The sequence below is a fragment of the Amycolatopsis sp. NPDC006125 genome (assembly GCF_040614195.1).
GTDB classification, from domain to species: Bacteria; Actinomycetota; Actinomycetes; order Mycobacteriales; family Pseudonocardiaceae; genus Amycolatopsis_E; species Amycolatopsis_E tucumanensis.
In genome coordinates, this window is sequence record NZ_JBEXTZ010000022.1 from 40,152 (window position 1) to 54,127 (window position 13,976).

The window sequence follows — 13,976 nt, forward strand, 5'->3', positions numbered from 1 at the left end:
GGGCGAGCAGGGGTGTTGGACGGCGGGCGCGAAGAGGGGGAACTGGCTCGGCTCGGGCTGGTGTGGACCGCGGGGCGGGGGCGGGCGTGCTCATCGCGGGGCTTCTCCTTTGTGACTGCGGAGGTGGCCGCTCGCGGGGAGGGCGAGCAGGGGTGTTGGACGGCGGGCGCGACGAGGGAGGAACTGGCTCGGCTCCGGCTGGTGTGCGCCGCGAGGCGCGGGCGGGCGTGCTCATCACGGGGCTTCTCCTTTGTGACTGCAAAGGTGGGCGCTCGCGGGGGCGAGCAGGGTGTCGGAGGCGTTGGAGGGCGGGCTGCGAACTGGAGTGAGCTGGCGCGGTTGAGGTGAGGGTGTTACCGGCAGCGGTTGAGGTGAGGGTGTTGTCGGCAGCAATGGGGCCGTGGGCTTGCTCATCGCGGGGCTCCTCGTCTTGTGAGGTGGGCGCTCCAGGCGGCGCCGGTGGTGATCAGTGCTGTGCCGAGCAGGAGGAGGGCGTTGCCGCTCGGGGTGGCGAACAGGATGTGCGTCGGGTGGGCTCCCATGCCCTCGCCGAGCAGCAGGCCGAACACGGGCAGGGCGGCGAGGACCGTCGCGCTCGCGCGGGGGCCGGACATTGCTGCCTCCGACTGGTTGGTGAACCGCAGCTCGGCCGTGATGTCCTGGCGGACCGCGTCGAGCAGATCGGCCAGTGGGAGGCCGTGGCGTTGACTCAGCGACCACGCCCGCACCAAGCGTCGCCGCGCTGCCGACAGTGGTTCGGCCGTGGTGACCGTCGCCAACGTTTCGGCGAGGTTCCCGCCAAGGCGGGCAGCGCCGGCCACCGCGTCGAGGATCTCGGCGACCGGGCCAGGTGCATCAGCTGCGGCGGACTCGGCGGCCAGGGCGGGCGTGGCGCCGGCCCGGAGGTCCACCACCATCGCGTGCAGCGCCTCGGCCATCGCCCGGCGCATCGCGAAACCGGACTTCGACCGGCGGCGCGCGTGCCACTGGCGCCAGCCGGCCAAGCAGAGCAATGCCCCTGCCGCCCACACCATCGGCGGCACGACGAACAGCAACGGCACCAACCCGAACGCGAACGCCTTCCGCGGCTTCGGCAATCCGCGGCGTCCCGGAGACGGCGCAAGTACTCCCAGGCGCGCCGCCGAGCCCCGCACCGGAGGCCAGCACAAGGCGGCCGCGGCCGCGCAGGCCAGCGAGTGGGTCAGCACGGCCGGCCTCCCCTGGGCAGCAACGCGGTGAACAACACCCGCCGCTTGGTCCATCCACCGTCCTGCCACACCGGAAGCACCCGGACGTCCCCGTTGTCGCTCCGGCTCAGCACGCCGACCTCCGCCAGTTCCCGCTGCCCCGACGACGACCGGCGCATGTGGAGGACGACCTGCACGGCGGCCGCGAGCTGGCTGTGCAATGCCGAGCGGGACAGACCACCCAGCGCGGCAAGCGCTTCCAGCCGGGCAGGCACCTCCGCCGTCGAATTCGCGTGCAACGTTCCAGCGCTGCCGTCATGACCGGTGTTCAACGCATTGAGCAGCTCGCACACCTCCTGGCCACGCACCTCGCCGACGACGAGCCGGTCGGGTCGCATCCGCAGCGCTTGGCGCACCAGGTCCCGGAGGCCGACCTCGCCCGCGCCCTCGACGTTGGGCGGCCGGGCGGTCAGCCGCACGAACTGCGGGTGCGCGGGCTGGAGTTCGGCGGCGTCCTCGACGCACACGATCCGCTCGGCCGGGGACACCGCACCGAGCATCGCGGCGAGCAGGGTGCTCTTGCCCGCGCCGGTGCCACCGGTGACGAGGAAGGCCAGCCGGGCGGCGACCACCGACTCGACCAGCTCCGCGCCTTCGGCCCCGAACGTGCCCAGCTCGCGCAACGCGGCGAGGTCGTGCACGGCGGGACGGAGGATCCGCAACGAGATGCAGGTGCCGTCGGCGGCGATCGGCGGCAGCACGGCGTGCAGCCGGACGCGGCCGTGCGGCCCGAGCCCCGGCAGCCAGCCGTCGACATAGGGCTGGGCGTCGTCGAGCCGCCGTCCGGCCGCCAACGCGAGCCGCTGGGCGAGACGGCGCACTCCCTCCTCGCCCGAGAAGTGGGCCTCGGCGCGGCGCAACCCGTCGGCCCCGTCCACCCACACGTCGTCGGGCCCGGTGACCAGCACGTCGGTGACGCCGGGCAGGGCGAGCAACGGTTCCAGCGGACCGGCGCCGGCCAGCTCCTGCCGGATCAGCCGCAGCGCGTCGAGCGCCTCCGTGTGCCCGACCGGACGCCCGGCTTCGGCGCGGACCGCGTCCGCCACCGTCGCCGGGTCCGTCCCGGCCCCGGCGCCGGCCAGCCGGTGGCGGACCCGCTCGACCAGTTCGTTGTTCATGCCGCCAGCACCTGCTTCGACTGCGACTGCTCCAGGATGAGGCGCGCGGTCTCCATCAGCGCGCCGCGCGGCCGCGGGAGGAAGTTGCCGCGCTCGATCTCCCGGTCCAGTTGGCGTTCGACGGCCATCGACGTCAGCAGTGGCAGCCCGATCGCGCCGGCCGCGACGCTCGGCTCGAGGTCGCCCGGCGCGGGCCCGCGGACGACGAGCCGGACCCGGCCTGCCGGGTCACCCAGCTGCTTGACCACCCGGCGGGCGGCCAGGCAGGCGCGCATCTCGGCCGGGATCACCACGATCACCAGGTCGGCGCGGGCGACGACGGCGAGGCCGGGCCCGTCGAGGTGGCGCGGCAGATCGCACACCACCGTGCGGCCCGCCCGGCGCCCGGCCTCGATCACCGCCGCGACGCCCTGCCCCGTCGGCCCGTCGCCGTTGCGGTGGCAGGACAGGAACGGCAACCGCAAGCCGCGGTACCGGAACTCGGGCAGCGATTCCAGCAGCGCCGGCATCGACAACCGGCCGGCGCCGGGCCGCAGCTCGGGCCAGCGGAGACCCTCCGTGTTCTCGGCTCCCAGCAACGCGTCGATCCCGCCGGACAACGAATCGCAGTCCACAAGCAGCCCGCCCGGATCGGTGCGGCACGCGACCAGCGCGGTGGCCGCCGCCAGGACGGACGCCCCGGCTCCGCCGCGGCCGCCCAGCACGCCGATGATCCGCCCGCCCGGCAGTCCCGGCCCGTCGACGACGTCGGCGAGCGCCGACGCCAGCGCCGACTCGTCCTCCGGCAGCGACACGACTCCTTCGACGCCGGCGCGGAAAGCCCTCCGCCACGTACGGGAATCCGGCGCGCCCTTGGTGATCAGCAGGATGCCGGGGCGCCGCGGCAGCTCCACTTCACCGTCGACGGCCTGCTCGTCGACCAGCACCAGCGGCGCGTCCGGCCACCGCGGCCGGGCGGCGAGCAGATCGGGCGCGCGTTGCGTCTCGCAGCCCACAGCCGCGGCGACCCGCAGGATTTCGTCGAGCATGACCTCGTCGTGGGCGATGACGAGCGGACGAGCGTGTTCCATGACGGCCCCCAGCGGTGATCGGTGTTTGACCTGACTCCACCGTCGTGCTCGCGCCGTGCCGCGACAAGGAGCTCCGGCGGGACCTGTGGACAACTGGGGTCTTGTGGACAACTCGCGACCGGGGCGGGTCCGCAGAGCGGGATCGTCGGTGCGCTGTGGCAGGATCCGCGCCCGCGCGCGAAGAAAAGGGGCGACCCCCGCCAGGGGGGAGGGGCGGGGGTCGCCGAGGGTTCAGCCCCGGGGGGTTGGACTGAACCGCCGGTGGGAACACCGGATGCGGTCCACTGTAACTCCGCCGAGCGGCCCGCAACGCCGCTCGCGACACCCACAATTCGGTAACGGCACCGGCAATCGATTTCCCCCGCGGGCAACCAATTTCCGACCGGGCGACACCGTTCGTGGTCACCTCACCGCCCCGCCGACGATCTACTCCTATCCTGAAGCGGTGGCAGAACCTCCCAGCTCGCCGCCGGGCGACCGGCGCGCCGCGACCGGAACCGGCGTCGCGGCCTTCTTCGACCTGGACAAGACGATCATCGCCTCCTCCAGCGCGCTGGCGTTCAGCAAGCCGCTGCTGCGCGAGGGGCTGATCAGCAAGCGGGCGGCGCTGAAGAGCGCGTACGCGCAGTTCGTCTTCTCCCTCTCCGGCGCGGACGCCGACCGGACCGAGCGGATGCGCGCCGAGATCTCCGCGTTGTGCACGGGCTGGGACGTCGCCCAGGTGCGGGCGATCGTCAACGAGACGTTGCACGACATCGTCGACCCGCTGGTGTACTCCGAGGCCGCCGAGCTGATCGCGTGGCACAAGGCGGAGGGCCACGACGTGATCGTGCTGTCGGCGGCGGGCGACGAGGTGGTGACGCCGATCGCGGCGATGCTCGGCGCGACGGGCAGCGTCGCGACGAAAATGGCCGTCGTGGACGGTCGCTATTCCGGGGAAATCGCTTTCTACTGCTACGGCGAGCAGAAAGCGGTGGCGGCGAAACAATTGGCCGCGGAGAACGGTTACGACCTGGCCGAGTGTTACGCCTATTCCGATTCCAGCACCGACGTCCCGCTGCTGGAGACGGTCGGGAAGCCGCACGCCGTGAACCCGGACCGCCTGCTCCGCCGGACCGCGCTCGACCGCGGCTGGCCGGTGCTCGAGTTCACCAAACCGGTCTCGCTGCGGAGCCGGTTCCCGGCGCCGTCGACGGCGACGCTGGCCGTCGGACTCGGTCTCGGCGCGGTCGCCGCGGCGGGGGTGACCTGGTACGGGCTGACGCGCAAACGCCGTGGGGGAGCGTAGAAGTCTAGTCGCTGAGGGTGCCCGCCTCACCGGATCGAGCGTCTGTACCGGTGCACCCGTCCGACCCCTTGAAGTGACGGCGGTCACTGGGTACAAAGTGAAGTGCGGACGTTGTTCGGCCCAGGGCGAGACGAAGATGAGTCTCGTTCCTCCCCGAGAACCTCCGTGCGCGGACTCCAGGCACCCACGCGCAGCGCGCCGCGGGAGGCTTGTCGTCGAGGGACTGCGTACCGGGACGCCGGACGCCGAGTCCCCGTAGGTACGACACGAGTTGCAGCTTGGTCACCTGAGCAGTCCGCGCGGGCGGGCGCCGCCCGGCACATCGCCGGCGGCGCCCGCGCATTTTTATGTCCAAGGGATTAGCCCGCGAGAGTGACAGAACCTGAAAGACACTTTCGGACTCCTCCGAAAGTAAGGCGGTCGTTGACCTCGTCCCGAGCGACTGAGTAGCTTCCCCCAATGCCGGCTCGTCCGCCGGCGATCATCACAGGGGAGGGTTCGCGATGCGCCGGAGGAGTCATGTGCTTGCCGCGATCGTCGTGGGGGTTCTCGGCGTGAGCGCGGTCGGCGCGTCCTCCGCCGCAACGGGCCGCCAGGACGGCTGGGCCGAGCAGACGCTGCGGAAGATGTCGCTCGAGGAGAAGGTCGGCCAGCTCTTCGTCGCCGACGTCTGGGGCAAGTCCGCCGACCAGGCCGACGAGGGCAACCGGAAGAAGTACGGGGTGGACACGGCCGCGGAGGTCGTCCAGCGCTACCACCCGGGCGGTGTCATCTACTTCAACAACTCCGGCACCGACAACGTGGACGACCCGGCGCAGGTCGCGCGCTTCTCGAACGGGCTGCAGCAGGCCGCGCTGTCGTCGGGCGCGAAGGTGCCGCTGATCGTCTCGACCGACCAGGAGGGCGGCCGGGTCACGCGCATCGCCGCGCCCGCGACGGAGTTCCCGTCCAGCATGGCCATCGGGGCGGGCCGCAGCGCCGCGGACGCGCGGACGCTCGCCACGGTGAACGGCCACGAGCTGCGGGCCATGGGCATCAACCAGGACTTCGCGCCCGACGCGGACGTCAACTCCAACCCGCTCAACCCGGTCATCGGCTCGCGGTCGTTCTCCGCCGATCCGGCGCTGGCCGGCGAGCTGGTCGCCGCGGAGGTCGACGGCTACCAGAACTCGGGGCCGGCGACGGAGACGGTGTCCGCGGCGGCCAAACACTTCCCCGGTCACGGCGACGCGGCCACCGACAGCCACACCGGGCTGCCGGTCATCAACCGCACGGAGGAACAGTGGCGGCAGATCGACTTGCCGCCGTTCCGGGCGGCGATCGACGCGGGCGCCGACGTGATCATGTCCGCGCACATCACCGTGCCCAGCCTGGACCCGTCGGGTGAGCCCGCGACGCTGTCGAAGCCGATCATGACCGGCATCCTCCGGGACGAGCTGCGCTACGACGGGGTGGTCGCGACCGACTCGCTGCAGATGGCCGGCGTGCGCGAGCTGCACACCGACGCGGAGATCCCGGTGCTGGCACTGGAAGCCGGGGTCGACCAGATGCTGATGCCGCCGGACCTGGGGCTGGCCATCAACAGCGTGCTGGACGCGGTCAAGAGCGGCAGGCTGACCGAGGAGCGGATCGACCAGAGCGTGCTGCGGATCCTGAAGCTCAAGGACAAGCGCGGCATCGTGGCGAGCCCGCTGGTCAACCCGCGGGCGGTGAAGCAGGTCGTCGGCAGCCCGGCCAACCGGGAGAAGATCCAGGCCATCACCGACCGCACCACCACCGTGCTCCGCAACGACGCCGGCCTGCTCCCCCGCCGCGAGCCGGGCAAGGTCCTGGTGACCGGCTGGAACAACCCGAACTACCCCGGCTACCCGGCGGAGCCGGTCCGGGCACTGGCCGAACGGCTCGGCGGCACGGCCGTCTCGACCGGCGCCAAGCCGACCGCCGCGAAGATCGCCGAAGCGGTGGCGGCCGCCGGCGAAGCGGACACCGTCGTCGTGCTGACCAACGGGCTGCGCACTGACACCGCTCAGGGTGATCTTGTGCGTGAACTGCTCGCGACCGGGAAACCGGTCGTCGCAGTGAGCGTCCAGGAACCGTACGACCCGGGCTACGCCGACGTACCGACCTGGGTGGCGACGTACGACTGGCGGGATGTGACGATGGCTTCGCTGGCCAAGGTGCTGACGGGCGAGATTTCGCCACAGGGCAAGCTGCCCGTCGACATCCCGGCCGGCGACGACGCCGGGCAGATCCGGTATCCCTTCGGCACAGGACTGACATGGTGAGCTTCAACCGGCGCGGGTTCCTGGTCACCGGCGCCCTCGCGACACCCCTCTTGACCGGCGGCTCCGCGCTGGCGGAACCGGCACGCGTGTTGCCGGCCGCGTCGCGGGGGCCGGTCGTGACCGGAGCCGACATCCTCGCCCGGCAGGGCTGGCGCTCGCTCGCCGGCCGCAAGGTGGGCGTGCTGTCGAACCCGACGGGCGTGCTGGAGAACGGCGACCACATCGTCGACTCGATGATCGCCGCCGGTGTCCGGCCGGTCGCCGCCTTCGGGCCGGAGCACGGTTTCCGGGGCAGCGCGCAGGCTGGTGGTTCGGAGGGCGACTACACGGACCCGCGCACCGGCATCGCGGTGTACGACGCGTACGGCGCGGACGCCGCGAAGCTGGCCGGGATGTTCACCAAGGCAGGCGTGGACACGGTGGTGTTCGACATCGCCGATGTCGGCGCCCGCTTCTACACCTACATCTGGTCGATGTACACGGCGATGGTCGCGGCGGGCCGCACGGGCGCGGCCTTCGTCGTGCTGGACCGGCCCAACCCCATCGGCGGCAAGGCGTACGGCCCGATGCTGCGCCCGGAGTTCGCCTCCGGGGTCGGGCTCAAGCCGATCGTGCAGCAGCACGGCATGACCGTCGGCGAGCTGGCGAAGTACTTCGCCGCGGAGCTGCTGCCTGCCGAGGGGGTGCGGCTGGCGGACCTGCAGGTGGTGCAGACCGAGGGGTGGCGCCGGGACATCTTCTTCGCCGGCACCGGGCTGACCTGGACGCCACCGAGCCCGAACATGCCGACCGCGGACACCGCGCTGGTCTACCCCGGCACGGGCATGTTCGAGGGCACGGTGTTCTCCGAGGGACGCGGCACGACGCGGCCCTTCGAGATCATCGGCGCCCCCGGCATCGACTGGCGCTGGCGGGACGAGCTGACCGCGCTGGGGCTCGCGGGCGTGCGGTTCCGGGAGACCTACTTCGTCCCGACGTTCGGCAAGTTCGTCAACCAGACCTGCGGCGGGGTGCAGCTCACGGTCACCGACCCGGCCTCGTTCGACGCCATCCGCACGGCGGTGGCCATGCTGGTCACGGCCAAGAAGCTGCACCCGGACCTCTTCGCCTGGCGCGCGGACAACGGCATCGACAAGCTCACCGGCTCGGACCGGTTGCGCACGATGGTCGACCGCGGGGCGGGGGTGGACGAGATCGTCGGGTCCTGGCAGGCGGAGCTCGACGAGTTCACCGCCCGCCGTCGGCCGCATCTGCTCTACTGGTGAGGCCGGCGTGCGAACGGGCAAACTACTGGTCGCGGCGGTGCTGACCGTTTCCGCCCTCACCGTCCCCGGAGCGAGTACCACCATCACCGAACAGGCGCACACCGGGCGGATCGACCGTCCGCAGTACGAGTTCGCACCGGCCGACACGGTGCTGCGCCCGGGCGCGCCCGGCGAGGTGGGCCTCGATCCCGCGCCGCTGCTGGCCGCCGAGCAGTTCCTGAGCGACTGGGCCAAACCGGATCCGGTTTCCGGGCACCCGCACTTCTCCGGCGCGGCCGGAATCCTCGCGCACGACGGGGTGATCGTCGAGGAGACCGCGACCGGCGGGGCGCTCCGGTACGCCGACGCCGCGGGCGCCGAGCTGCCGCCCGACCAGCAGGTGCCGGTGCGCGCCGACACGATCTTCGACCTGGCCTCGATCACCAAGGTGTTCACGTCCCTCGCGGTGATGCAGCTCGTGGAGGACGGCAAGGTCGCCCTGGACCGGCCGGTCGCCGACTACCTGCCCGAGTTCGCGGCGAACGGGAAGCAGCAGGTGACCGTGCGGCAGCTGCTCACCCACACCTCTGGCCTGGCCGCCGACCCGCGCCCGTCCCTGTGGGAGGGCTACCCGGACATCCCGTCCCGGCGGAAGGCCGTGCTCGACAGTCCGCTGACGAACGAGCCGGGCACGACGTACCTCTACTCGGACATCAACCTGATGACGCTCGGCTTCCTCGTCGAGCGGATCGCCGGGCAGCCGCTCGACGTCGTGGTGCGGGACCGGATCACCCTGCCCCTCGGGATGACCGACACGACGTTCAACCCGCCCGCGGAGAAGCTCGGCCGGATCGCGGCCACCGAGTTCCAGGCGGATCCACCACGCGGCATGGTGCGCAGCCAGGTCCACGACGAGAACGCGTGGGCGCTGGGCGGGGTGTCCGGTCACGCCGGCATCTTCTCCACCGCGCCGGACCTGGCGGTGCTCGCGCAGACGATCCTCAACGGCGGCGCCTACCGGGACGCCCGCATCCTGCGCCCGGAGACCGTGCGGGACATGCTGACCGACTACAACCAGGCCTTCCCCGGTCACGCGCACGGGCTCGGGTTCGAGCTGGACCAGCGGTTCTACATGGGAGCGCTGTCCGCCCCCACCACCGCGGGCCACACCGGGTTCACCGGCACGTCGCTGGTGATCGATCCGGTGTCCCGGTCGTTTGCGATCCTGCTGACCAATCGCGTTCACCCGACCCGCGACTGGGGTTCGATCAACCCGGCCCGCGAGAAGTGGGCGAGCTCGCTGGCCGAAGCGCGGTGAAACCGGTCCGCCTGTAGGCCGAATTACCCGCGGCCGGACAGGTGATCTTTCGGCGAGCGGACACTCACCGTGCATCCGGGTGGTGTGCCACCAACCAGCGCCAACGAATTTCGGACACTCGTGTCCGTCACGAACAGTTACCGGACGGCTGCTCCATTCGTACTTAAAGTGCGCAGAGTCGCGTCATACCATCGTGGCGGGGAAGTCCCTATCACTGAGACGCGAGCGGGAGCCACCGACGATCGTCGGCTGTTTCGGGAACCATCGGAAGTTGCCAAGTCGTTAACTTGATGACGTTAACAACCACGACGTAGTTGGCGACTTTCCGGGCAACTGAGTCACCGCAGCTCGGCCGTGCAGGGGCGGGCGAGTTGCGATCATCCCTAAGGATGTGGGTAACCTTGTCTCAAATGCCTACGGTTAGTAAGTTTCCCACGGAAACGGATGCCGATTCCGTGACGGGGCAGGCACCGAGCGAGATCGGTTCGGTCGCACGCGAGTCCGAAACCAGTCCCCTGGTCCGGATCCGGTCGCTGCTGCCCGGTCTGGCCAGGGCGGAACAGCGTGTAGCCAAGGTCGTCCTCGATGACCCGTCTGCAGTAGCGCGCCGGTCGATCACCGAGGTGGCTCTCGCGGCGAACACCAGCGAAACCACAGTGACCCGGTTCTGCAAGGCCGTGGGGGTCGGCGGGTACCCGCAGCTGCGGATCGCGCTGGCCGCCGACACCGCCCGCTCCGAGGCGCGATCGGCTCGCAACCTGGGCGGCGAGATCGCCGTGGACGACGACCTGGCCGCCGTGGTCGGCAAGGTCAGCTTCGCCGACGCCCGCGCGGTGGAGGAGACCGCCGACCAGCTCGACATCGCGACCCTGCAGCGCGTGATCGAACTGCTCGCGAACGCCGGGCGCACCGACGTCTACGGCGTCGGCGCGAGCGCGTTCGTCGCCGCCGACCTGCAGCAGAAGCTGCACCGCATCGGCCGCGTGTGTTTCGCCTGGTCGGACACGCACATCATGCTGACCTCGGCCGCCGTGCTGGGCGCCGGCGACGTCGCGATCGGCGTCTCCCACACCGGCGCGACCACCGACACCGTCGAGGCGCTGCGGGTGGCCCGCGAGCACGGCGCGACCACGGTGGCGCTGACCAACTTCCCGCGCTCGCCGATCACCGAGGTCGCCGACTACGTGCTGACCACGGCCGCACGCGAGACGACCTTCCGCTCGGGCGCGACCGCGAGCCGGATCGCCCAGCTCACGGTCATCGACTGCGTGTTCATCGGCGTCGCGCAGCACCACATGGAGAGCGCGTCCGCCGCGCTGGAAGCCACTCGCGACGCCGTCGGCGGTCACCGCCTCGGCGTGCGACCGGACGGCCGGAGGCGGCCGCGAGAAACCGGAAAGTGAGCACGAAGGAAACGGTGAGACGCATGATGACGGTGCCGAGTCAGGTGGTCCACGTCGATTCCCCGACCGAGCAGCGCAACCCCCGCACCACCGAGATCGACCGGATGTCGACCCTCGGCATCCTGACCATGATCAACGACGAGGACCGCCGGGTCCCCGATGCGGTCGCCAAGGTCCTGCCCGAGCTGGCGGACGCGGTCGATCATGCGGTGGAGGCGCTGCGCACCGGCCATCGTGTGCACTACGTCGGCGCGGGCACGTCCGGCCGTCTGGCGACGCTGGACGCCGCCGAGCTCGTGCCGACGTTCAACGTGCCTGCCGACTGGTTCGTCGCGCACCACGCGGGCGGCGACCGGGCGTTGCGCGAAGCGGTCGAGAACGCCGAGGACGACGCCGCCGCGGGTGCCGCGGAGATCTCGGCTTCGGTGCGGGCGGGCGACTTCGTGCTGGGCCTGACCGCGTCCGGCCGCACCCCGTTCGTCATCGGCGCGCTGCAGGCGGCCGCGCGGCTGGGCGCGACGACCGGCCTGGTTTCGGGCAACGCGCGTGCGGCCAGGCCGTCCGGGGTCGACGTGTTCATCTCGGTGGACACCGGTCCGGAGGTCATCGCGGGGTCGACGCGGATGAAGGCGGGCTCGGCGCAGAAGATCCTGCTGACCGCGTTCTCCACTGCCACGATGATCAAGCTCGGCCGGACCTACTCGAACCTGATGGTCAGCCTGCGCGCGACCAACGCGAAGCTGCGCGGCCGGACGCTGCGCATCCTCAGCGAGGCGACGGGCGCGGACGAGCGGGAAGCCGCCGAGGCCCTGGCGGAGGCGAACGGTGACTTGAAGGTCGCGCTGGTGCACCTGCTGTGCGGGGTGGACGCGGCGACGGCGGCGGACATGCTGGCCGCGAACGGCGGGCACGTGCGGGAGGCGCTGCTCGCCTGCGCGACGACCTGAGGTCGCGCAGTCCCGGGGAGGTGCGCGGGGAGCGTCGCACTTCCCCGAATTGCGCGACTGCGAGCGGTTGACGACGGCCAGCGCACGGCACCGCGGTCAACCCCGGCACCACCGCCGCGTGCGGAACGCGGCCCGCCGACGAGGCAGCTCAGCCGGCGGCGTCGGCGATGCTCTTGGCCTCCCGCGCGCCCGCTTCCAGCGCTTCACACACGAAGAGGAGCCACGAGCGCACGCCGTCGGGGCTTCCGGTCGCGAAGGCCGCCGCCGTCTCCTGGTACCGCGCTGACCGGCGGAAGAAGGCGACCTCGGGGACGCTCAGGCCCTTCGGGTCGACGCCACTCGCCGTCATGGTCAGGCGAGCCGCGGCGCGGGCCAGCACGCCGTCCGCCGTGCCGAAGGGCCGCAGGCTGAGCAGCTCGCCGTGCACGACGGCGGTCAGCACGGGGCCTGGCACCGACGTCGCGCCCGTGACCAGCTGCGTCAGCAGGTCCAGGCGGGCACCGGCGGCCGGGTCGGGGCGGCCCAGCGCGTCCTGGTGGTCGACGAGATCGGCCGCGGCCAGGACGTGCATCCGGGCCAGCGCCTGTCGCGGGGCGCGGCGCCAGGTGGGCAGCAGCGACTCGCTCGCTTCCGCCACCCGCAGCGCGCCGGCCAGGATCGGGTCCTTCACCTCGGCGTCGGCCGGAATTTCCGGGTCCGCGCCGTCGAGCGCGGCCGACGCCCGGGCGCCCCGGACGGACGCCTCGGCCGCGGTGGCCGAGCCGCCGCGCAGGTTCACGGGGAGGCGGTGCACGGCGAAGACCGCGTCCTGCGCCTTCTTCGCCGCCTCGGCCACGCCCTCCAGTTCGAGCAGCGGCGCCAGTGGGTCGCTCATGCGTCCAGCACCTGCCCCTCGCGCCGGATCACCGGCGGCTGCTTCGACCAGGCGAAGTTGATCCACCGGTCCGTGCGCCGCCAGACGTACTCGCACTTCACCTCTGACCAGGGCTTTTCGTACACCACCGCGCACCGCACGTCCGCCACGTGGTCCGCGCAGAAGTCACGCACCAGCTTGAGCGTGGCGCCGGTGTCGGCGACGTCGTCGGCCACCAGGACCTTCGCGCCGGTCAGGTCGACGGCGTTCGGCACCGGCGGCAGCATCACCGGCAGTTCGAGCCGCTCGCCGACGCCGGTGTAGAACTCGACGTTCATGACGTGCAGGTTCTTCACGTCGAGCGCGTAGCCGAGCGCGCCGGCGACGAACAACCCGCCGCGGGCGATGGACAGGATCACGTCCGGCTCGTACCCGCTGTCCGCCACCTGCTGGGCGAGCTCCCGGCTGGCCGAACCGAACAACTCCCAGGTGAGCTCTTCCCGCTCAGCCACTCGGACCTCCTTCGACGCGTCCCCGCGAGCATATGAGGCGACGAAGTGGACCTTGAAAGCAAGCCGGAACTGGCACTGCCGAAAGACCAGTTCGGACGGGTACCGTCCCCGCGTGAACTGGCACGACCGGCCCGCGCTGCGCGGCAAGCACGTCCACCTCGAACCGCTCGGCCAGGAACACGCCGAGGGCCTGCACGAAGCCGGCCGCGACGCCGAGGTCTGGCGCTGGCTCAGCCTCCGCCAACCGGCAACCCTCGACGACACCAGGGCCATGATCGACGACATCCTCGCCGAGCCCGGCCGGATCGCGTGGGCACAGGTCGACGCCACCACCGGCCGCGTCGCGGGCACGACCTCCTACTACGAGATCGTCCCGCGCCACCGCGGCCTCGCCATCGGCTACACCTGGATCGGCAGTCCGTGGCAGCGCACGGCGCTGAACACCGAAGCCAAACTCCTGCTGCTGGAACGCGCCTTCGACGTGCTCGGCGCACGGCGGGTCACCTGGCACACCGACCACCGCAACGAGAAGTCGCAGCGCGCCATCGAGCGGCTCGGCGCCAGCCGGGAGGGCCTGCTGCGCGCGCACCGCATCCGCCCGGACGGCAGCCGCCGCGACACCGTCGTCTACTCGCTGCTCGCCGAGGAGTGGCCTACGACACAGGAGAACCTGCTCGATCGCGTGCGGTGA

The 13,976-nt window shown here is 71.7% G+C and carries 11 protein-coding genes and 1 pseudogene; 7 read left to right on the forward strand and 5 right to left on the reverse strand.

Annotation, left to right across the window (positions count from 1 at the left end; genetic code table 11):
• Nucleotides 1-410: 410 nt before the first annotated feature.
• The 3 genes from ABZ193_RS13895 to ssd form a co-directional block, all read right to left on the reverse strand.
• On the reverse strand, nt 411-1,097 hold the full coding sequence (locus tag ABZ193_RS13895) for a type II secretion system F family protein (RefSeq protein ID WP_237339150.1): 687 nt from the start codon (nt 1,095-1,097) through the stop codon (nt 411-413).
• A gap of 104 nt (nt 1,098-1,201) precedes the next feature.
• The gene (locus ABZ193_RS13900; protein ID WP_237339151.1) at nt 1,202-2,365 is read right to left on the reverse strand and encodes a TadA family conjugal transfer-associated ATPase; all 1,164 of its coding nucleotides are present in this window, start codon (nt 2,363-2,365) and stop codon (nt 1,202-1,204) included.
• Nucleotides 2,362-3,435 (reverse strand): septum site-determining protein Ssd, encoded by a 1,074-nt coding sequence (gene ssd, locus ABZ193_RS13905; RefSeq protein WP_020420348.1) that lies wholly within the window; start codon nt 3,433-3,435, stop codon nt 2,362-2,364. Before ssd ends, ABZ193_RS13900 begins: the two co-directional genes overlap by 4 nt.
• Nucleotides 3,436-3,880: 445 nt before the next feature.
• Here ssd and ABZ193_RS13910 point away from each other — a divergent pair, with 445 nt between their 5' ends.
• The 6 genes and pseudogenes from ABZ193_RS13910 to ABZ193_RS13935 all read left to right on the forward strand — a co-directional run bounded on the left by ABZ193_RS13910 (nt 3,881) and on the right by ABZ193_RS13935 (nt 11,920).
• Nucleotides 3,881-4,723, forward strand: a complete 843-nt coding sequence (locus ABZ193_RS13910; protein ID WP_237339152.1) for an HAD-IB family hydrolase — start codon at nt 3,881-3,883, stop codon at nt 4,721-4,723.
• Nucleotides 4,724-5,244: 521 nt separating this feature from the next.
• Nucleotides 5,245-7,008, forward strand: a complete 1,764-nt coding sequence (locus tag ABZ193_RS13915) for a glycoside hydrolase family 3 N-terminal domain-containing protein (RefSeq protein ID WP_354710097.1) — start codon at nt 5,245-5,247, stop codon at nt 7,006-7,008.
• Nucleotides 7,005-8,273, forward strand: coding sequence for a DUF1343 domain-containing protein (locus ABZ193_RS13920; RefSeq protein ID WP_237339160.1), 1,269 nt, complete (start codon nt 7,005-7,007; stop codon nt 8,271-8,273). Before ABZ193_RS13915 ends, ABZ193_RS13920 begins: the two co-directional genes overlap by 4 nt.
• An 82-nt stretch (nt 8,274-8,355) precedes the next feature.
• Nucleotides 8,356-9,564 (forward strand): annotated as a pseudogene (locus ABZ193_RS13925) (serine hydrolase domain-containing protein); the annotation flags it as partial.
• A 416-nt stretch (nt 9,565-9,980) separates the two neighbouring features.
• Nucleotides 9,981-10,973: a MurR/RpiR family transcriptional regulator gene (locus ABZ193_RS13930; RefSeq protein WP_354710098.1), complete on the forward strand. Its 993-nt coding sequence runs from the start codon at nt 9,981-9,983 to the stop codon at nt 10,971-10,973.
• A gap of 23 nt (nt 10,974-10,996) precedes the next feature.
• Nucleotides 10,997-11,920, forward strand: a complete 924-nt coding sequence (locus tag ABZ193_RS13935) for an N-acetylmuramic acid 6-phosphate etherase (protein ID WP_020420342.1) — start codon at nt 10,997-10,999, stop codon at nt 11,918-11,920.
• Between the two features lie 148 nt (nt 11,921-12,068).
• Here ABZ193_RS13935 and ABZ193_RS13940 read toward each other — a convergent pair whose 3' ends face one another.
• Together ABZ193_RS13940 and ABZ193_RS13945 are read right to left on the reverse strand one after the other, a co-directional pair.
• Complete coding sequence (locus tag ABZ193_RS13940; protein ID WP_237339154.1) at nt 12,069-12,794, reverse strand: oxidoreductase; 726 nt, start codon at nt 12,792-12,794, stop codon at nt 12,069-12,071.
• Nucleotides 12,791-13,285, reverse strand: coding sequence for a phosphoribosyltransferase (locus ABZ193_RS13945; RefSeq protein ID WP_017985479.1), 495 nt, complete (start codon nt 13,283-13,285; stop codon nt 12,791-12,793). The genes ABZ193_RS13940 and ABZ193_RS13945 overlap by 4 nt, the downstream gene beginning before the upstream one ends.
• A 112-nt stretch (nt 13,286-13,397) precedes the next feature.
• Between ABZ193_RS13945 and ABZ193_RS13950 the strand changes: the two genes are divergently transcribed.
• Entirely contained in the window at nt 13,398-13,976 is a 579-nt protein-coding gene (locus ABZ193_RS13950) for a GNAT family protein (RefSeq protein ID WP_237339155.1), read from the forward strand.